General features: G+C 62.9%; 17 protein-coding genes and 5 tRNA genes. 9 read left to right on the forward strand and 13 right to left on the reverse strand.

Annotation, left to right across the window (positions count from 1 at the left end):
* Window positions 1–28 precede the first annotated feature (28 nt).
* The 10 genes from DM807_RS03380 to DM807_RS03425 form a co-directional block, all read right to left on the reverse strand.
* A complete protein-coding gene (locus tag DM807_RS03380) occupies window positions 29–1,438 on the reverse strand; it encodes an amidase (RefSeq protein WP_179027051.1) in 1,410 nt (469 codons plus the stop codon).
* A gap of 1 nt (window position 1,439) precedes the next feature.
* Window positions 1,440–2,717 carry a Zn-dependent hydrolase gene (locus DM807_RS03385; RefSeq protein WP_244964999.1) on the reverse strand — a complete coding sequence of 426 codons (1,278 nt, stop codon included), beginning with the start codon at window positions 2,715–2,717 and terminating at the stop codon, window positions 1,440–1,442.
* A 13-nt stretch (window positions 2,718–2,730) separates the two neighbouring features.
* Window positions 2,731–3,426, reverse strand: coding sequence for an ABC transporter ATP-binding protein (locus DM807_RS03390; protein ID WP_012051120.1), 696 nt, complete (start codon window positions 3,424–3,426; stop codon window positions 2,731–2,733).
* A complete protein-coding gene (locus DM807_RS03395) occupies window positions 3,426–4,178 on the reverse strand; it encodes an ABC transporter ATP-binding protein (RefSeq protein ID WP_041166365.1) in 753 nt (250 codons plus the stop codon). Before DM807_RS03395 ends, DM807_RS03390 begins: the two co-directional genes overlap by 1 nt.
* The gene (locus DM807_RS03400) at window positions 4,178–5,197 is read right to left on the reverse strand and encodes a branched-chain amino acid ABC transporter permease (protein WP_179027052.1); all 1,020 of its coding nucleotides are present in this window, start codon (window positions 5,195–5,197) and stop codon (window positions 4,178–4,180) included. The genes DM807_RS03395 and DM807_RS03400 overlap by 1 nt, the downstream gene beginning before the upstream one ends.
* A 1-nt stretch (window position 5,198) precedes the next feature.
* Window positions 5,199–6,059 carry a branched-chain amino acid ABC transporter permease gene (locus tag DM807_RS03405; RefSeq protein ID WP_012270382.1) on the reverse strand — a complete coding sequence of 287 codons (861 nt, stop codon included), beginning with the start codon at window positions 6,057–6,059 and terminating at the stop codon, window positions 5,199–5,201.
* A 65-nt stretch (window positions 6,060–6,124) separates the two neighbouring features.
* Window positions 6,125–7,327 carry an ABC transporter substrate-binding protein gene (locus DM807_RS03410; RefSeq protein ID WP_012270383.1) on the reverse strand — a complete coding sequence of 401 codons (1,203 nt, stop codon included), beginning with the start codon at window positions 7,325–7,327 and terminating at the stop codon, window positions 6,125–6,127.
* Window positions 7,328–7,417: 90 nt separating this feature from the next.
* Window positions 7,418–8,182, reverse strand: a complete 765-nt coding sequence (locus DM807_RS03415) for a FadR/GntR family transcriptional regulator (RefSeq protein ID WP_060494323.1) — start codon at window positions 8,180–8,182, stop codon at window positions 7,418–7,420.
* 184 nt (window positions 8,183–8,366) lie between these two features.
* Window positions 8,367–8,597, reverse strand: a complete 231-nt coding sequence (locus tag DM807_RS03420) for a PP0621 family protein (RefSeq protein WP_012270385.1) — start codon at window positions 8,595–8,597, stop codon at window positions 8,367–8,369.
* A gap of 94 nt (window positions 8,598–8,691) precedes the next feature.
* Window positions 8,692–9,711 carry an outer membrane protein assembly factor BamD gene (locus DM807_RS03425; protein WP_012270386.1) on the reverse strand — a complete coding sequence of 340 codons (1,020 nt, stop codon included), beginning with the start codon at window positions 9,709–9,711 and terminating at the stop codon, window positions 8,692–8,694.
* 147 nt (window positions 9,712–9,858) lie between these two features.
* Between DM807_RS03425 and rluD the strand changes: the two genes are divergently transcribed.
* The 8 genes from rluD to DM807_RS03465 all read left to right on the forward strand — a co-directional run bounded on the left by rluD (window position 9,859) and on the right by DM807_RS03465 (window position 15,107).
* Window positions 9,859–10,821: a 23S rRNA pseudouridine(1911/1915/1917) synthase RluD gene (gene rluD, locus DM807_RS03430; protein WP_041166635.1), complete on the forward strand. Its 963-nt coding sequence runs from the start codon at window positions 9,859–9,861 to the stop codon at window positions 10,819–10,821.
* Window positions 10,818–11,558, forward strand: a complete 741-nt coding sequence (gene pgeF / locus DM807_RS03435; RefSeq protein ID WP_060494322.1) for a peptidoglycan editing factor PgeF — start codon at window positions 10,818–10,820, stop codon at window positions 11,556–11,558. Before rluD ends, pgeF begins: the two co-directional genes overlap by 4 nt.
* Window positions 11,559–11,697: 139 nt before the next feature.
* On the forward strand, window positions 11,698–14,262 hold the full coding sequence (clpB, locus tag DM807_RS03440) for an ATP-dependent chaperone ClpB (RefSeq protein WP_012270389.1): 2,565 nt from the start codon (window positions 11,698–11,700) through the stop codon (window positions 14,260–14,262).
* A gap of 402 nt (window positions 14,263–14,664) precedes the next feature.
* A tRNA-Asn gene (locus DM807_RS03445) sits at window positions 14,665–14,740 on the forward strand.
* Window positions 14,741–14,744: 4 nt separating this feature from the next.
* Window positions 14,745–14,821 (forward strand) — tRNA-Pro (locus DM807_RS03450).
* 6 nt (window positions 14,822–14,827) lie between these two features.
* Window positions 14,828–14,903 (forward strand) — tRNA-Lys (locus DM807_RS03455).
* 46 nt (window positions 14,904–14,949) lie between these two features.
* A tRNA-Pro gene (locus tag DM807_RS03460) sits at window positions 14,950–15,026 on the forward strand.
* A gap of 5 nt (window positions 15,027–15,031) precedes the next feature.
* Window positions 15,032–15,107: transfer RNA gene (locus tag DM807_RS03465), tRNA-Lys, on the forward strand.
* Window positions 15,108–15,218: 111 nt separating this feature from the next.
* Here DM807_RS03465 and DM807_RS03470 read toward each other — a convergent pair.
* From DM807_RS03470 to DM807_RS03480, 3 genes are all read right to left on the reverse strand, one after another.
* A complete protein-coding gene (locus tag DM807_RS03470) occupies window positions 15,219–16,514 on the reverse strand; it encodes an NAD(P)/FAD-dependent oxidoreductase (protein ID WP_179027053.1) in 1,296 nt (431 codons plus the stop codon).
* 84 nt (window positions 16,515–16,598) lie between these two features.
* Window positions 16,599–16,772, reverse strand: a complete 174-nt coding sequence (locus tag DM807_RS03475; RefSeq protein ID WP_008091951.1) for a DUF3094 domain-containing protein — start codon at window positions 16,770–16,772, stop codon at window positions 16,599–16,601.
* A 132-nt stretch (window positions 16,773–16,904) separates the two neighbouring features.
* Complete coding sequence (locus DM807_RS03480; protein ID WP_003247546.1) at window positions 16,905–17,534, reverse strand: DUF1780 domain-containing protein; 630 nt, start codon at window positions 17,532–17,534, stop codon at window positions 16,905–16,907.
* A 97-nt stretch (window positions 17,535–17,631) separates the two neighbouring features.
* On the opposite strand from DM807_RS03480, the gene DM807_RS03485 reads away from it, so the two are divergent.
* Window positions 17,632–18,315 (forward strand): energy-coupling factor ABC transporter permease, encoded by a 684-nt coding sequence (locus DM807_RS03485; protein WP_012270391.1) that lies wholly within the window; start codon window positions 17,632–17,634, stop codon window positions 18,313–18,315.
* Window positions 18,316–18,435: the final 120 nt, after the last annotated feature.

Below are 18,435 nucleotides of genomic sequence, written 5' to 3' on the forward strand. Positions count from 1 at the left end.
GAAAGGGCCAGCGAGCCTGTTAGAGCGCTCAACCGGTAATAGGAGCCTGCAAGTGCCGGCTTGGGTAATGCTGTTCATACACCTTGCACACCCGCAGCACCTGCTCATCGGCGAAGCGCCCGGCCACCACCTGCAGGCCCACCGGCAACCCTTCGCGGGTAAACCCGCAAGGCACCGAAGCCGCCGGCTGTTGCGTCAGGTTGAAGGGGTAGCTGAACGGCGTCCACTCCATCCACTGCGCCATCCCCGACCCAGGCGGCACGTTGTGCCCAGCCTCGAATGCCACCAGCGGCAGCATGGGGGATAGCAGCACGTCATAGCGCTGGTGGAAGGCATTCATCTTCGCTATCAACGCTGCCCGCGCTTCAAGCGCCTGGGTGTATTCGCGCAGGTTGATCTGCGCCCCTTGCTCGGCAATCCAGCGCAGCCCAGGGTCCAGCAGCGCCCGTTGCTCTTCGCTGAGCGCGCCGGCCAGGCGGGCCGCGCCGGCGAACCACAAGGTGTTGAAGGTTTCCAGCGGGTCGCTGAAGCCAGGGTCCACTTCCTCTACCTGCGCACCCAGCCGCGCCAGGCGTTGCACCGCTTGTGCCACCAGCGCCTGGACCTGCGGGTCGACCTGCACGTAACCGAAATTCGCGCTGTAGGCGATGCGCAGGCCGCTCAGGTCTTGCTGCTGGCCCAGCCACGGTGTCTGCCGTGGTGCACCGGCCAGGCCATCACGGGCATCGGGGCGAGCGACACAATCGAGCATCAGCACCGCGTCGTCCACGGTGCGCGTCATTGGCCCCAAGTGCGACAGCACGGTCATGGCGCTGGCTGGCCACTGCGGCACATAGCCGAAGGTTGGCTTGATGCCGAAGGTGCCGGTAAAGGCGCAGGGAATACGAATCGAGCCACCGGCATCGCTGCCCTGGTGCAGCACACCCAGGTTCAGCGCCGCGGCTGCTGCGGCACCACCCGACGAGCCGCCGGCAGTCAGCCTGGTATCCCAGGGGTTGCGGGTGATGCCGTACAGCGGATTGTCTGTTACCCCTTTCCAGCCGAACTCCGGCGTGGTGGTCTTGCCCACCAGCACCGCCCCGGCCTCACGCATGAACGCGGAGAAGGGCGCATCGATGTCCCACGGCCCGGCGCCCGAGGTGGTGCGCGAGCCTTTGCGGGTGGGCATGCCTCGGGTCAGGGTCAGGTCCTTGATCGAAGCGGGTATGCCATCCAGCCGGCCACAGGGCTCGCCACGTTGCCAGCGCTGTTCGCTGGCGCGGGCGGCGGCGCGGGCCCCTTCGCCGTCGACATGGCAGTAGGCGTTGACTGCCGGGTTGTGCAGGTCGATGCGCGCCAGCACATCGTCGACTACCTCGACTGGGGACAGTTGGCGGCGCTGGTACAGCTCGAGCAGTTCGGCGGCAGTGAACTCGCCAATCGCGGTTTTCTGGGTCATCTCAACGGGCTCCCGGGTTGGCGGCCTGGAACATGGCGCGCAACAGTACGTCACAGCCGTCGGCCAGGTCCTGCGGTGCGGCATTTTCGATTTCGTTGTGGCTGATGCCGCCCTCGCACGGCACGAAGATCATCCCGGCCGGGCCCAGCTCGGCGAGGAAGATGGCATCGTGGCCGGCGCCGCTGACGATATCCATGTGGCTCAAGCCCAGCTCGCGCGCGCCCTGGCGCACGGCGTCCACGCACTGCTCGGCGAAATACAGCGGCGGGAAGTCGGCGGTCGGGGTCAGCGTGTAGCTCAGCCCGTGCTTGGCCGTGCTGCTTTCGATGGCGGCCTGTACTTCGCTGACCATGGCGGCGAGGTGCTTGGGGTCGAGGTGGCGCAGGTCGATGGTCATCTGCACCTGGCCTGGGATGACGTTGCGCGAGCCTGGGTGCAGGGTCAGGCAGCCCACTGTGCCGCAGGCATGTGGCTGGTGGGCGTGGGCCGTGCGGTTGACCGCAGCCACCACGTCGGCGGCGCCGACCAGGGCGTCCTTGCGCAGGTGCATGGGGGTGGGCCCGGCATGTGCCTCGACGCCGGTCAGCACCAGGTCGAACCACTTTTGTCCCAGACAGCCCTGAACCACGCCAATGGTGGTGCGCTGGTCTTCCAGCACCGGGCCCTGTTCGATATGCGCTTCGAAGTAGGCGCCGACGGCATGCCCGGTCGGCACGCGTGGGCCGGCGTAACCGATGCGCTGCAGCTCCGCGCCAACCGACACGCCCTGCTCGTCGACCTTGTCCAGGGTCTCCTGCAGGCCGAACTTCCCGGCGAACACGCCCGAGCCCATCATGCAGGGCGGGAAGCGCGAGCCTTCTTCGTTGGTCCACACCACCACTTCCAGTGGGGCTTCGGTGGTCAGCTTCAGGTCGTTGAGCGTGCGCATCACCTCAAGGCCTGCCATGACGCCGTAGCAGCCATCGAACTTGCCGCCGGTGGGTTGGGTATCGATATGGCTACCGGTCATGACCGGCGGCAGGGCAGGGTTGCGGCCGGGGCGACGGGCAAAGATGTTGCCGATGGCGTCGACGCTGACCGTGCAGCCGGCCTCTTCGCACCAGCGTACGAACAGGTCGCGGGCCTGGCGGTCGAGGTCGGTCAGGGCCAGGCGGCACACGCCACCCTTGGCAGTGGCGCCGAGCTGGGCAAGGTCCATCAGCGATTGCCAAAGGCGCTCGCGGCTGACCAGTGAACCTTGGCCAAGCAAGTGCTGCGAAGGATCGGTGCGGGTGTTCATGGGCGTTCTCCTTTCAGGCGCTCAGGGCCAGGTAACGGTTCTTGATGCTTGGGTCCTCGCGGAACTGCGCGGCGCTGCCCTGGTAGGCGACCCGGCCCTGTTCAAGCACGTAATGGCGATCGGCGAGTGCATCGCAGACCATCAGGTTTTGCTCCACCAGCAGGATCGACAGGCCTTCGTCCTTGATCCGCCGCAGGATCTTCACCAACTCGTCGACGATCACCGGGGCCAGGCCTTCGGTGGGTTCGTCGAGGATCAGCAGCTTGGGGCCGTTGAGCAGGGCGCGGGCGATGGCCAGCATCTGCTGCTCGCCACCGGACAGGGCGAAACCACCATTGCGGCGCCGCTCCTTGAGCCGTGGGAACATGCTGTAGACGTCCTCCAGCTGCCAGCGGCTGGCCTTGCGCACGGCTATCTTCAGGTTCTCTTCCACACTGAGCTGGCGGAAGATGCCACGGTGCTCAGGCACCAGGGCAATACCAAGCCGGGCGATATCGAAGATTTCACGGCCGACCAACTGTTGGCCGTTGAAGCTGATCTGCCCCTGCCGTGGGCGGACGATGCCAAGGATGCTGCGCAGGGTGGTGGTCTTGCCGGCACCATTGCGCCCGAGCAGCGTCACCAGTTCGCCTGCTTCAACCTTGAGCGAGACACCTTCGAGCACATGGCTCTTGTCGTAATAGGAGTGGATCGAATCGACGTTGAGCATCAGGCGGCCTCTCCAAGGTAGGCGGTGCGTACGCGCTCGTCGTTGCGCACCTGTTCAGGGGTACCCTCGACCAGAATCTGGCCGTGGCTCATCACCGTGATGCGCTGGCTGATCGACATGACGATGCTCATGTTGTGCTCGATCAGCAGCACGGTGTGGTCGCGGCCGAGGTCGCTGATCAGGTCGGTCATCACCGGAATGTCGTCGATGCCCATGCCCGAGGTGGGTTCGTCGAGCATCAGCAGGGTGGGCTTGGCGCAGATCGACATGCCCACTTCCAGCACCCGTTGCTGGCCGTGTGACAGCTCGCCGGCCAGGGTTTCGGCGCGGGCGCTCAGCTTCAGGCGTTCCAGCACCTGGTCGGCGGTGTTCCAGTGGCTGCGTTTGTGCTCCACACTGCGCCAGAAATTCAGGGCGCCCAGGCCGTCTCGGCCCTGGGCGGCCAAGCGCAGGTTTTCGCGCACGGACAGGTTTTGGAACAGGCTGGTGAGCTGGAACGAACGCGCCATGCCCAGCGCCACCCGCCCGTGGGACGGCTTGCGGATGATGTCCTGGCCGTTGAACAGGATCTTGCCCGCCGTGGCCTGACGCTCGCCGGTCAAGCAGTGGAACAGGCTGGTCTTGCCAGCACCGTTGGGGCCGATGACGGTGTGGATGGTGCCGGCGCGGACCTTGAGGTCAACGCCTGCGACTGCCTTGAACGGCCCGTAGGCCAGCTCCAGTTGGCGGGTTTCCAGGAGGTAGTCGCTCATCATAGGGTCTCCTTGGTCTTGGCCTGGGATTTGTCATTGGCACTGCGGGTGGCCAGCAGGCGCTTGCCCAGTTCGGCCAGTCCACCCCACAGGCCGCCCCGCATGAACACCACCACCAGAATCAGGATGACCCCCAGCAGCATCAGCCAGCGTGGCCACAGCTCCGACAGCACGTCACCCAGCAGCACGATGGCGCCGGCCCCCAGCAGTGAGCCGAACAACGAGCCGGTGCCGCCGACGATGGTCATGATCAGGATGTTCTCGCTCATCATCAGGTCGATGTTCGACAGCGGCGCAAAGTGCAGCAGCATGGCGTACAGCGCGCCGGCGATGCCGGTGATGGCGCCCGACAGCATGAACACCAGGATCTTGAAGTGGCGGGTGTCGTAGCCAATGGCGGCAGCGCGGGTCTCGTTCTCGCGGATAGCCAGCAGGGTGCTGCCGAATGGCGAGCGGATCACCCGCAAGGCAGCGGCGAAAATCAACAGGAACAGCACGGCGACGAACACATAGAAATGCCGAGGGTCAGCCAGGTCGACCAGCACATGGCCGGCGATTTCGATGTTGGGCCGGGGCACATCGAGCAGGCCGTTGTCGCCGCCGGTCCAGCCGCTTAGGGTATAAGCCAGGAAATAGGCCATCTGGCTGAAGGCCAGGGTCAGCATGACGAAGTAGATGCCCGTGCGGCGGATCGCCAATGCGCCCACCAGCAGTGCCAGGAAGGCGCCGAACACGGCTGCGCCAAGCAGCGCGGCGAACATGCCCCAGTGCAGGTGAATCATCAGCAGCGCCGCGCCATAGGCGCCCACGCCAAAGAAGATGCCCTGGCCGAACGACAGCAGGCCGGTGTAGCCGAGCAGCAGGTTGCAGGCCAGGGCGGCCAGGGCAAAGATCAGGATTTCGGTGGCCAGGGTGGCCGAAGGCAGCAGCAACGGCAGCGCCACCAGGCTGGCAACCACCAGCAACAGCAGTGCCGGGGCGCGGCCCTTGGCGACTGGCAATGGGTTTTTCTCGCTCATGTCAGGCTCTCCCAAACAGGCCATAGGGACGGACCAGGATCACTGCGGCCATGGCGCCGTAGATCATCAGGCTGGCGCCTTGCGGCCAGAGGCTGGTCATCATGCTTTGCACCACACCCACCAGCAGGCCGCCAACCAGCGCACCGCCGAACGAGCCCATGCCGCCGATCACCACCACCACGAAGGCAATGCCGAGGATCTCCGGGCCGACGAAAGGCTGGGCGCCGCGTAGTGGTGCGAACAGCACACCCGCCACGCCGGCCAGGCCCACGCCCAGGGCGAAGGTCAGGGAGAACAGGCGAAAGATATTGGTGCCCAGCAGCGATACGGTTTCGGTGCTTTCGCTACCCGCGCGCACCAGTGCGCCGAAGCGGGTGCGCTCCAGCAGCAACCACAAGCCAACGCCGATCAGCGCGGCGAAGCCGATCAGGAACAGGCGGTAGTAGGGGTAGATGAAGTCACCGAGGATCAGCACGCCGCGCAGCTCCGGCGGTACGGCAATGTTCTTGCCCACCGGGCCCCAGATCAGCACCGAGGCTTCCTGGATGATCAGTGCGATGCCGAGGGTGACGAGGATCTGGAAGGTGTGCGGCAGGTGGTAGATGCGCTTGATCAACAGGCGCTCGACGGCCCACGCCAGTGCGGCCACTACCAGCGGCGCAATCAGCAGCGCCAGCCAGAAGTTGCCGGTTATCGCTACGGCGGTGTAGCACAGGTAGGCGCCCAGCAAGAAGAACGCACCGTGGGCGAAGTTGACGAAGTTGAGCAGGCCGAAAATGATCGTCAGGCCCACGGCGATGAGGAAGTAGATCATCCCCAGGCCCAGGCCGTTGAGCAGTTGGAACAGGTACAAATCGAGCATGAGCGTGCCCTCGACAGCGCGCGAGGCGGCTGCCTGTACAAGTGTTTGTGACTAACGCCGCGGCTTCAGGCCAGGGCGCAACCGGTGTGGTCGACCTCGACGAACGAGCGGCCCGAACTGATGACTTCGGCCAGGTCGTCCTCGTCGCGCATCTGCCCCTGGGGCTTGCCGCGCAGCAGGTAGTAATCCTTGAGCACCTGATGGTCACCCGGGCGGATCAGTTCTTCGCCGGTCGGGCCTTGGAAGCGCATGCCCTGCAATGCCGCAGACACGGCGGCACCGTCCAGGCTGCCAGCCTTGACGATGGCCTCGAGCATGACCTTGGTGCCGATGTAGTCAGCGGCCAGTGGGTAGTTGGGGTTGATGCCGTAAGCCTTGCGGGTGGCGGCGACCAACTGCTTGTTCAACGGGGTATCGACCTGGTGCCAGTACTGCGCGCCCAGGTACACGCCCTCGAGCACGTCGCTGCCCAGCTCCTGGAACTGGTCGAGGCCGGCAGACCACACCATCAGCACTTTCATGCGGTCCTTGATGCCGAAGTTGACCGCCTGGCGCAGGGCGTTGGAGGCCTGGCTGCCGAAGTTGAGCAACACCAGCACGTCGGGTTTTGCGGCGATGGCGTTGGTCAGGTAGCCAGAGAATTCCTGCTCCTGCAGCGAGTGGTAGCTGTTACCGATGTGTTCCACCCCAAGCTCGGCGAACACCTTGCGGGCGTTGTCCAGCAACGCGTCACCGAACACGTATTGCGGGGTGATGGTGTACCAGCGCTTGGCCTGTGGTAGTTGGCGGATCATCGGCACCAAGGTTTCGCGAATGGCGCCGTAGGTGGGCACCGACCAGCGGAAGGTCGAGGCGTTGCAGTCTTTGCCGGTGATTTCGTCGGCGCCCACAGGCGTCATGAACACGCCGCCGGCTTTGTGGATTTCCTTCGACACCGCCAGTGCCGAGGAGGACAGGGTGCAGCCCTGGAAGAAGCGTGCGCCATCCTGGCCGATGGCTTCCTGTACCTTGCGCACCGCCTTGCCGGCGTTGCCTTCGGTGTCGATGACTTTGTACTTGAGCGGGTGGCCGAGCAGCTGGGGGTACTCGGCAATGGCCAGGCGCGAGCCCATGTCGGCGTACTTGCCGTAGCTGGCGAAGGCGCCCGACATGGACTTGAGCCCATAGAAGGTCAACGGTTGGTCGGCGAATGCCCGGTGCGCCCCCAAGGGGAGGCTACCTAAGGCACCCAGGGCAAGGCCTGCCTTGAGCAGGGTACGTCTTTGCATGAGTAACTCCTTGGTTGTGGTTATTAGGCAGGAGTGGCAATGACAAAGCGGGTACGGCCGGGCCTGTGTGCAGGCCTCTTTCCAGGCGCATCAGTGGTTGTGGTTGAACTCCAGCAGGAAGTTACGGGCAACCTCGCCTTCCAGCGCGGTCATGTGGTGCTCGGCGTCGCACATGTGTTCGTGCATCAGCCGGCGTACAGCGGGTTCGTCGCTGGCGCGCAGGGCGGTCAGCAGTTGCTTGTGGTAGTCGATGTTGGCGGCGGCGAACTGTTGGCGCTTGGGCAGGTAGGCCTTTTTCAGCACTACCAGGTCGCGCAACAGGTCGTTGAGGAACACCGCCATGAAACGCAGCAACGGGTTGGGGCAGCGGTCGGCCAGCAAGGTGTGGAACTCCAGCTCGGCCAGGCGCTGCTCGCGCTGGCCTTCTTCGCTGTCTTCCGGCGCGCTGCAGAAATCGATGTTGGCCTGCAGCACGGCATAGTCCGCTTCGCTCAGCTTGCCCATCACCGAGACCGCCAGCTCCACCTCGATGACTTTGCGCAGCTGGTACACCTGCTCGCCGTCCAGGTGTTGAAAGTGCAGGTAGTTGCGCAACGCACGGCTGGCCGGTTCGGTGCCCACTTCGTTCAGGTAGGCGCCGCCGGTCGGCCCGGTACGGGTGCTCACCAGGCCTTCGACCTCCAACGCCTTGAGCGCTTCGCGGGCGGTGCCCTTGGAACACTCGAAATGCTCCATCAGCTCACGTTCGGTGGGCAGGCGATCGCCTGGGTGCAGCGCTTCGGTGACGATCGAGCGCTTGACCGATTCGACGATCACATCGGACAGCTTCTGGCGCTTGCGTTTGGGTTTGAGCATTTCGCTATTTTTCATATTTATGCGGATAAATAGGATTTAGCGAATTTTACTGGGGTGGGTCAATGCTGGCGGCGGGGGAGGGGTCGTAAATGGTGTGAAAGGGTCGGGGAGGGATAAGTATCGGCAGGAGTATGCGTAGCGAGTGTAGGAGCGACGCAAGGTCGCTCCACAGCGGGCTTTGTGTTCAGTTCTGGCGGCCAGGGCCTTGCTGCAAGTGTGCCTGGCTGCAATACCAATCGTTGCCTTGCTGCAGTGCCCGGTCGTTGGGCAGGTGCACACCGCAATGGGCGCAGCGCACCATCTTCAGCGGCGCATCCAGCTTCGCCTCGGGGTGCGACTGTTGGCTGACTTTGAACTTGCGCCACAGCCAGAACGCGGCGGCGATCAGGGCAATCCAGAAAAGTAGGCGAACCATGGTGTCCAGCTTGTCGATTGAAGAAGCCGACAGTCTAGGACGCGGCCAATAAAAAAGGGAGGCCCAAGGCTTCCCTTTCATTTACCGCTGCGGGTCAGTCGAACAGACCAAAGGTCATGTAGCTGAACCAGGAGCGGTCTTTCTCGGCCTCTTTCGGGCCTTCCGGCACGATCGGGTCGCCGTTTTCGTCTTTAGGCAGCAGCTCTTGCGGCATCTCGTCACGCGCGTCCTGGAACTGCTTGACCACGTCCTGGTTGGCGCGGGTTTCGCCCGGCGGCAGCGGGGCGTCGGTCTCGATCAGGCCCAGGGTGGCCTTGGACAGCCAGCCACGGCCGTCAGACTCGGTCTGCTTGGGCTGGAACTCGCCATCGACCAGGCTCGGGTGGTCCGGGTAGTTGAGCTTGAGGGTTTCCAGGCTGCTGGCGGCCAGTTCGTCCAGGTGCATTTTCTGGTACGACTCGACCATCACTGCAAGGCCGTCACCGACCGATGGGGTTTCCTGGAAGTTCTCGACCACGTAGCGGCCCCGGTTGGCGGCAGCTACGTAAGCCTGGCGGCTCAGGTAGTAATCGGCCACGTGGATTTCGTACGAGGCCAGCAGGTTGCGCAGGTAGATCATGCGCTGCTTGGCGTCTGGCGCGTAGCGGCTGTTGGGGAAGCGACTGGTCAGCTGGGCGAACTCGTTGTACGAGTCGCGGGCGGCGCCCGGGTCACGCTTGGTCATGTCCAGTGGCAGGAAGCGCGCCAGCAGGCCACGGTCCTGGTCGAACGAGGTCAGGCCCTTGAGGTAGTAGGCGTAATCGACGTTCGGGTGCTGCGGGTGCAGACGGATGAAGCGCTCGGCGGCCGACTTGGCGGCCTCAGGCTCGGAGTTCTTGTAGTTGGCGTAGATCAGCTCGAGCTGCGCCTGGTCGGCATAGCGGCCGAACGGGTAGCGCGATTCCAGGGCCTTGAGCTTGTTCACGGCGCTGGTGTAGCTGGAGTTGTCCAGATCAGCCTGGGCCTGCTGGTACAGCTCGGCCTCGCTGAGGTTCTCGTCAATGACCTCTTTATTAGAGGAACAGGCCGCGGTAAGCCCGAGGATGGCGATCAGCAGCAGGTGTTTCACTTGCATGGCGGCTTGCGTCCCTTTGACGGCCGCTGTCTTGGGCGGTGCCGTCCTGTTATGATGAGCGCCCCGGCCAACCCCGGGACAAAAGAAGCCGTATTTAACCACAAGCTCGCAGCCGAAACCAAAGGCTGTGCGCCCGCCGAATCGAGCATGTCCGAGATCATTCAACTTAGCGCAGAGGTACCGTCCGAACTGGGCGGCCAACGCCTCGACCAGGTCGCCGCCCAATTGTTCGCCGAGTACTCGCGTTCGCGGCTAACTTCGTGGATCAAAGAGGGCCGCCTGACGGTCGATGGTGCAGTCGTGCGCCCTCGAGACCTCGTCTATGGCGGTTCGCTGCTTGCCTTGGAGGCCGAGCAAGAGGCCCAGGGTGAGTGGATCGCAGAAGATATCGAACTGGATATCGTCTACGAAGACGACCATATCATGGTGATCAACAAGCCTGCCGGGCTGGTCGTGCACCCGGCCGCCGGGCATGCCAGCGGTACGCTGCTCAATGCGCTGCTGCACCACGTGCCAGACATCGTCAACGTGCCGCGCGCCGGTATCGTTCACCGCCTGGACAAGGACACCACCGGCTTGATGGTGGTGGCCAAGACCTTGCAGGCGCAGACCAAGCTGGTCGAGCAGATGCAGGCCCGCAAGGTCAGCCGTATCTACGAGTGCATCGTGATTGGTGTGGTGACAGCCGGTGGCAAGATCGACGCGCCCATTGGCCGCCATGGCGGCATGCGCCAGCGCATGGCGGTAACCGACGGCGGCAAGCCGGCGGTCAGCCATTACCGTGTGCTCAAGCGCTTCCGCTCGCACACCCATGTACGAGTGAAGCTGGAAACCGGCCGCACCCACCAGATTCGCGTGCACATGGCCCATGTAGGTTTCCCCCTGGTTGGCGACCAGACGTACGGCGGGCGCTTCCGTATTCCGCCGGCTGCCAGCCCAACCATGGTCGAGGCGGTCAAGACCTTCCCGCGCCAGGCGCTGCATGCGCGTTTCCTCGCCTTGGCCCACCCGATTACCGGTGAAATCATGAAGTGGGAGTCGCCACTGCCGGATGACTTCGTCTGGTTATTGTCGCTTTTGAACCAGGACCGCGAGAGCTTCATCGGATGAGTGGCCTGGCGCAGTCGCTGCTGATCCCCGACTGGCCGGCCCCGGCCTCGGTTCGCGCCTGTGTCACCACCCGTCAGGGCGGCGTCAGCCTGCCGCCTTATGAAACCTTCAACCTTGGCGACCACGTGGGGGACGACCCTGCCGCCGTCGCCGAGAACCGCCGTCGCCTCAGCGCCCCGTTCGCCATTCAGCCGGCCTGGCTCAAGCAGGTACATGGCCTGGTGGTGGCGGCTGCCGACCCAGCCGTGGTGGCCGAGGCCGACGCCAGCTGGACCGACCAGCCTGGCATTGCCTGCACCGTGATGACTGCCGATTGCCTGCCTGCGCTGTTCTGTGACCGCGCGGGCACCCGTGTGGCCGCGGCACATGCAGGCTGGCGTGGGCTGGCTGGCGGTGTGCTGGAAGCCACCTTGGACCGCCTGGCACTGCCGGCGGAAGAGGTGCTGGTGTGGCTGGGGCCGGCCATTGGCCCGCAGGCGTTCGAGGTAGGGCTGGAAGTGCGCGATGCCTTCACTGCCGTGCATCCAGAAGCCGCCCGGGCGTTTGTCGAGGGCGAGCGTCCGGGCAAGCTGATGGCCGACATCTATGAGCTGGCGCGTATTCGCCTGGCTGCTCGTGGCGTCACTGCCGTTTATGGCGGTGGCTTTTGCACGGTCAGCGATCAGCGGTTCTTCTCCTATCGCCGTACCCCGCAGGGTGGGCGGTTTGCATCCTTGGTGTGGCTGGAGCCTCGCTAATCCAACAGGTTGACTTCGGTCAACCCCGCTACGCTTGAATCTTCCAGAATCAACCTTATCTATAAGGTCATCTCAGGCAGGTTCTTCATAAACAGGCGCTGTCCATCGCTCCGACCTGCCCTTTAAAGGAAGGTACACCATGCGAATAGACCGTTTGACCAGCAAGCTGCAACTTGCAATATCCGATGCCCAGTCCCTGGCCGTTGGCATGGACCACCCTGCCATCGAGCCCGTGCACCTGGTACAGGCGCTGCTTGAACAACAGGGCGGCTCCATCAAGCCTCTGCTGATGCAGGTAGGCTTCGACATCAACAGCCTTCGCCAAGGGCTGGTGAAAGAGCTCGACCAACTGCCGAAAATCCAGAACCCCACCGGCGATGTGAACATGTCGCAGGACCTGGCGCGCCTGCTCAACCAGGCCGACCGCCTGGCCCAGCAGAAGGGTGACCAGTTCATTTCCAGCGAACTGGTACTGCTGGCCGCCATGGACGAGAACAGCAAACTCGGCAAACTGCTGCTGAGCCAGGGCGTGACCAAGAAAGCCTTGGAAAACGCCATCAACAACCTGCGCGGCGGCGCGGCAGTGAATGACGCCAACGCCGAGGAGTCGCGCCAGGCCCTGGACAAGTACACCGTCGACCTGACCAAGCGTGCCGAAGAAGGCAAGCTGGACCCGGTGATCGGCCGTGACGATGAAATCCGCCGTACCGTGCAGGTACTGCAACGCCGTACCAAGAACAACCCGGTGCTGATTGGTGAGCCTGGCGTGGGTAAAACCGCCATCGCCGAGGGCCTGGCCCAGCGCATCATCAATGGTGAAGTGCCAGACGGCCTCAAGGGCAAGCGCCTGCTGGCGCTGGACATGGGGGCGCTGATTGCCGGTGCCAAATACCGCGGCGAGTTCGAAGAGCGTCTGAAAGGCCTGCTGAACGAGCTGTCCAAGCAGGAAGGCCAGATCATCCTGTTCATCGACGAACTGCACACCATGGTCGGCGCTGGCAAAGGCGAGGGCGCCATGGACGCCGGCAACATGCTCAAGCCGGCCCTGGCCCGCGGCGAGTTGCACTGCGTCGGTGCCACTACGCTGAACGAGTATCGCCAGTTCATCGAGAAGGACGCCGCCCTGGAGCGCCGTTTCCAGAAGGTGCTGGTAGAGGAGCCGAGCGAGGAAGACACCATCGCTATCCTGCGTGGCCTGAAAGAGCGCTATGAAGTGCACCACAAGGTGGCCATCACCGACGGTGCAATTATCGCTGCGGCCAAGCTCAGCCATCGCTACATCACTGACCGCCAGCTGCCGGACAAGGCCATTGACCTGATCGACGAAGCGGCCAGCCGTATCCGTATGGAGATCGACTCCAAGCCGGAAGTGCTCGACCGCCTTGATCGCCGCCTGATCCAGTTGAAGGTGGAGTCGCAGGCGCTGAAGAAAGAAGAAGACGAAGCGGCAAAAAAACGCCTGGAGAAGCTGACCGAGGAAATCGAGCGGCTGGAGCGTGAGTATTCCGACCTGGAGGAAATCTGGGCCTCGGAAAAAGCCGAAGTGCAGGGCTCGGCGCAGATCCAGCAAAAGATCGAGCAGGCTCGCCAGGAGCTGGAAACCGCCCGTCGCAAAGGCGACCTGAGCCGCATGGCCGAACTGCAGTACGGGGTGATCCCGGACTTGGAGCGCAGCCTGCAGATGGTCGACCAGCACGGCAAGACCGAGAACCAGTTGCTGCGCAACAAGGTGACCGAGGAAGAAATTGCCGAAGTGGTGTCGAAGTGGACCGGTATTCCCGTGGCCAAGATGCTCGAAGGCGAGCGTGAGAAGCTGCTGAAGATGGAAGCGTTGCTGCACCAGCGCGTGATCGGTCAGGGTGAGGCGGTAACCGCCGTGGCCAACGCCGTGCGCCGCTCGCGTGCCGGGCTGTCCGACCCGAACCGGCCAAGTGGTTCGTTCCTGTTCCTCGGCCCTACCGGCGTGGGCAAGACCGAACTGTGCAAGGCGCTGGCCGAGTTCCTGTTCGACACCGAAGAGGCGATGGTGCGCATCGACATGTCCGAGTTCATGGAGAAGCACTCCGTGGCTCGCCTGATTGGTGCACCGCCAGGCTATGTAGGTTATGAAGAGGGCGGCTACCTGACCGAGGCTGTACGGCGCAAGCCATACTCGGTGGTGCTGCTGGACGAGGTGGAGAAGGCCCACCCGGATGTGTTCAACGTACTGCTGCAGGTGCTGGAAGACGGCCGCCTGACTGACAGTCATGGGCGCACCGTGGACTTCCGCAACACCGTGATCGTGATGACTTCCAACCTGGGCTCGGCGCAGATTCAGGAGCTGGTGGGTGACCGCGAGGCGCAACGTGCGGCGGTGATGGATGCGGTGGGTGCGCACTTCCGTCCGGAGTTCATCAACCGCATCGACGAAGTGGTGGTGTTCGAGCCACTGGGCCGTGAGCAGATCGCCGGCATTACCGAGATTCAGCTGGGCCGCCTGCGCAGCCGTCTGCTGGAGCGCGAACTGTCGCTGAGCTTGAGCCCGGACGCGTTGGACAAGCTGATTGCCGTGGGTTACGACCCTGTATACGGCGCACGGCCGCTGAAGCGGGCAATCCAGCGCTGGATCGAAAACCCATTGGCGCAGCTGATCCTGGCAGGCAAGTTTGTGCCGGGTGCGGCGATTACCGCCAAGGTGGAAGGCGACGAAATCGTCTTTGGCTAATTTGCATCCTCATGAGCCCCGCACCTGCGGGGCTTTTTTTTGCTTCTTTACAGGCGCTGTGGATACCGAGAGGGGCGGGTTTGCCAGCGAAGAAGCCGGCACAGCCCAGTAAAACCGGGGCTTTCCGGCCGCTTTGGATAACTTGCTGAAATTTTTGAAATTTTTGCTTGCATCATATTTAGAGTGCCCCTAATATACGCCGCGTTGTCAGGCACTAAGCGAATCACCAGCAACAACGGTGACCGCAAAACAACTTACAAATCAGTAAGTTGAATGAAAAAAAGTGGTTGACAAGCAAAACGAAGAATGTAAAATAGCCGGCCTCAGCAGCGACAACGCGAAAGCGAAGCAGCTAAAGAGTCCGAAGCGAACACAGTCTTCGGAGTTGTACCGAAGTTCAGTTCCGCGATAGCTCAGTCGGTAGAGCAAATGACTGTTAATCATTGGGTCCCTGGTTCGAGTCCAGGTCGCGGAGCCAATCTCGGGGTGTAGCGCAGTCCGGTAGCGCGCCTGCTTTGGGAGCAGGATGTCAGGAGTTCGAATCCCCTCACCCCGACCATTTTCCGGGTCGTTAGCTCAGTTGGTAGAGCAGTTGGCTTTTAACCAATTGGTCGTAGGTTCGAATCCTACACGACCCACCATGTAAAGAAGGGCATCTCAAAGAGATGCCCTTTTTTTTGAAAGACCCGGGGTGTAGCGCAGTCCGGTAGCGCGCCTGCTTTGGGAGCAGGATGTCAGGAGTTCGAATCCCCTCACCCCGACCATTTTTGGGTCGTTAGCTCAGTTGGTAGAGCAGTTGGCTTTTAACCAATTGGTCGTAGGTTCGAATCCTACACGACCCACCATGAACAAAGGGCATCTCGCAAGAGATGCCCTTTTTCTTTGCCTGTCAGAATGTTGGGCCTGCCTTGCAGGCCTTGCGCCGCGAGAGGGGCGCTTAGCGCCCCCGACAACTGTCAGTGCAGCTTCAAGCGCGGTTCTGTACCCCGGCCAATCTTGCTACCCAGCATCATCAACGCCGTGCGGAAGAACCCGTACAACGCCATCTGGTGCATGCGGTACAGCGACACGTAGAACATCCGCGCCAGCCAGCCTTCCAGCTTCACACTGCCCATCAGGTTACCCATCAGGTTGCCCACCGCCGAGAAGCGCGACAGCGACACCAGCGAGCCGTAGTCCTTGTACTCGTAGGTCGGCAGCGCCTTGTTCTCCAGCCGCGCCTTCAGGCTTTGCGCCAGCATCGAAGCCTGTTGGTGCGCAGCCTGGGCCCGTGGCGGTACGTTGCGGTCGCTGCCGGGTTGCGGGCAGGCGGCGCAGTCACCGAAGGCGAAGATGTTGTCGTCGCGGGTAGTTTGCAGGGTAGGGCGTACAACCAGCTGGTTGATGCGATTGGTTTCCAGGCCATCGATGTCCTTGAGGAAGCCTGGCGCACGGATACCCGCCGCCCACACTTTGAGGCTGGCCTGGATCACTTCGCCGTCCTTGGTTTTCAGGCCGTCCTCGGTCACTTCACTGACCGCGGCGTTGGTCATCACCTTCACCCCGAGTTTCTCCAGGGTCTTGTGCACCGGTACGCTGATGCGCTCCGGCAGCGCCGGCAGTACGCGCGGGCCGGCCTCGATAATTGTGATGTGCATGTCTTTGGGCTGGATGCGGTCCAGGCCATAGGCCGCCAGCTCGTGGGCGGCATGGTGCAGCTCGGCCGCCAGTTCCACACCGGTGGCGCCGGCGCCGACAATGGCCACGCTGATCTTTTCGCTGGCCACGTCGCCGGCGTGGGCGCGCAGGTAGTGGTTGAGCAGTTGCTGGTGGAAGCGCTCGGCCTGCTTGCGGGTATCCAGGAACAGGCAATGTTGCGCTGCGCCCAGCGTGCCGAAGTCGTTGGTGTTGGAACCCACGGCGATGACCAGGGTGTCGTAGCCCAGGGTGCGCGCAGGCAACAGCTCGCGGCCCTCTTCATCGAGGGTGGCGGCCAGTTGAATCTGTTTGCCTTCACGGTCCAGGCCGCTCATGCGCCCCAACTGGAAATTGAAGTGGTTCCACTTGGCCTGGGCCACGTAGTTCAGTTCGTCTTCCGAGGAGTTCAGCGAGCCAGCGGCCACTTCGTGCAGCAATGGCTTCCAGATGTGCGTGAGGTTGGCGTCGACCAGGGTGATGTCGGCCTGCTTGCGCTTGCCCAGGCTTTTACCCAGGCGGGTCGCCAGTTCCAGGCCGCCGGCGCCGCCGCCGACAATCACGATGCGATGAGTCATGGGAATATCTCATAAGGTTTACGGAATTCGTGCCCCTGAGGGGCGGCCGCAAACTGCACGAGGGAAGGGCGAGCGCGAAGCAGCTCATAGCACCAGTCCACTCAGCAGGCGGCTGATGAGACCCAACCCGATGGTCACGGCCAGCACCAGCACAAGGAGCAGCCACGGCCGGAAGGGCCTGCGCTCGACTTGGTGCTGGGGGGCTCGCAGATACTCATCGACACGACGCTGATCTTCCGGGTTCAGGCGGCTGGTCATGGTGGGCCTCGTCAGGTAGACGTTTGTGACTGCGCAAACGCTACAGCGTTCGCGCAAGCGCTTGAAACAAATGATAATGCTTTCTATCCCTGGCGCCGAGTGTACGCCATCGCAAACATTCGCTGCACTGGATCAAAGACTGATGCCTACGTCGAAGACGATGCTGCGGCCCAGGTTGCCGCGCAGGAAGTCTGGCGCGTCAGGGTGGGCGAACAGCACCCGGGCAAAGGTTGGCCCGACCAACGACAGTGAGCGCCAGCCCTGGCGCAGGTACTCGGTGGGCGGCGGGAAGTGGGTGTTGAGGTCGAGCACTTCGCGCTTGAGGCTGGAGAACGCGATGATGTCCAGCTCGTTCAGCTCCAGCCCGCGTTCCCGGTAATTGTGCGCCTTCTTGCGCAAGGTCGGCGCCAGGCGCCCCAGCAATTCGGTGGCACTGATGCGCCGTGGGCGTGCTTCACGCCGCACCAGCTGCGCCAAGGAAAACGCACTGCGCCTGCGCTGCAGCTCTTCGCGCCATTCATCGTTCAGTCGGCGGCCCTCGTCGAGCACGAAAAATACCTCGAAGGCCGCGTCGCGGAACAACACGTCCGGCGGCTCCTGGCCGGCTGGGGTGAAGTCCTCGCTGCGATAGGGAATGTTCAACCCCTGCAACAGGCGCTGGCACACCCAACGCTCCCGCTCCCACTTGCGGGCGTTGGAGAGAAAGGCATTGGCTTGTTCGGCCTGGATGGTAAGCAGGCGCAGGTAGTCTGAGTCATCCATGCAGACAAGCTTAGCCGTTAAACCATGACGATAAGATGCTGAATTTGAATGGGTGTAGACTGGGATTGTCCATAGCATCGATAGGGGTATTTGTCAGGTGATCAGCGCGCAGGTGTTGTCCGGCACCACCGTTACCCTTGGTTGGCTGGGTTATGTGCCATTGCTGATCTGGGCGGTAAGCCGGGTTCGCTGGGTTGAGCTGTTCACCGACCGGCGCCGTCAGCATTTGCTGTTTGGCACAGTCTTTTGCCTGTTCGCACTGTGGCTGGTGAGGCGCGATTTCGATACCGGGGTGTCTTACCACTTCATTGGCATGACGGCGGTCACCCTGTTGCTGGACTGGCCGCTGGCGGTGTTGGGCGGGGTTATGGCCCAGCTTGGCTTGCTCGTGTTGGGGCGTCAGGACCTGGCAGCGTTGGGGGTGAATGGCTTGTTGCTGGTGGGCTTGCCGGTGCTGATTACCGAAGTGTGCGCGGTCTTGGTCGAACGTGCCCAGCCGCGCAACCTGTTCGTTTATATCTTCTGTTCGGGGTTCTTCCCGGCCGCGCTGACCGTGCTGGTTTGTGTGCCTGCGGCGCTGGGGGTGTTGTGGCTGGATGGGCGCTTTGCCCTGCCGGAGTGGCTCAGCGACTTTGTCGGCTACCTGTGGCTGATGATGTTCCCCGAAGCGTTCATCAACGGCATGGTCATCAGTGCGCTGGTGGTGTTCTGCCCGGAATGGCTGGAAACCTTCAACCGCACACGGTACCTGCAGGCGCCCTGGAAGGAAGATGAGCGGTGATCATGCGGTCTAGAAAATAGTGGGGGACCCTGTAGGAGCGGCCTTGTGTCGCGATGGGCTGCAAAGCAGCCCCCGTTTTTGGCGTTAGAGCAACAATTGCTGGGGCTGCTTTGCAGCCCA

The sequence above is a fragment of the Pseudomonas hunanensis genome (assembly GCF_013393325.1).
Taxonomy (GTDB): Bacteria; Pseudomonadota; Gammaproteobacteria; order Pseudomonadales; family Pseudomonadaceae; genus Aquipseudomonas; species Aquipseudomonas putida_P.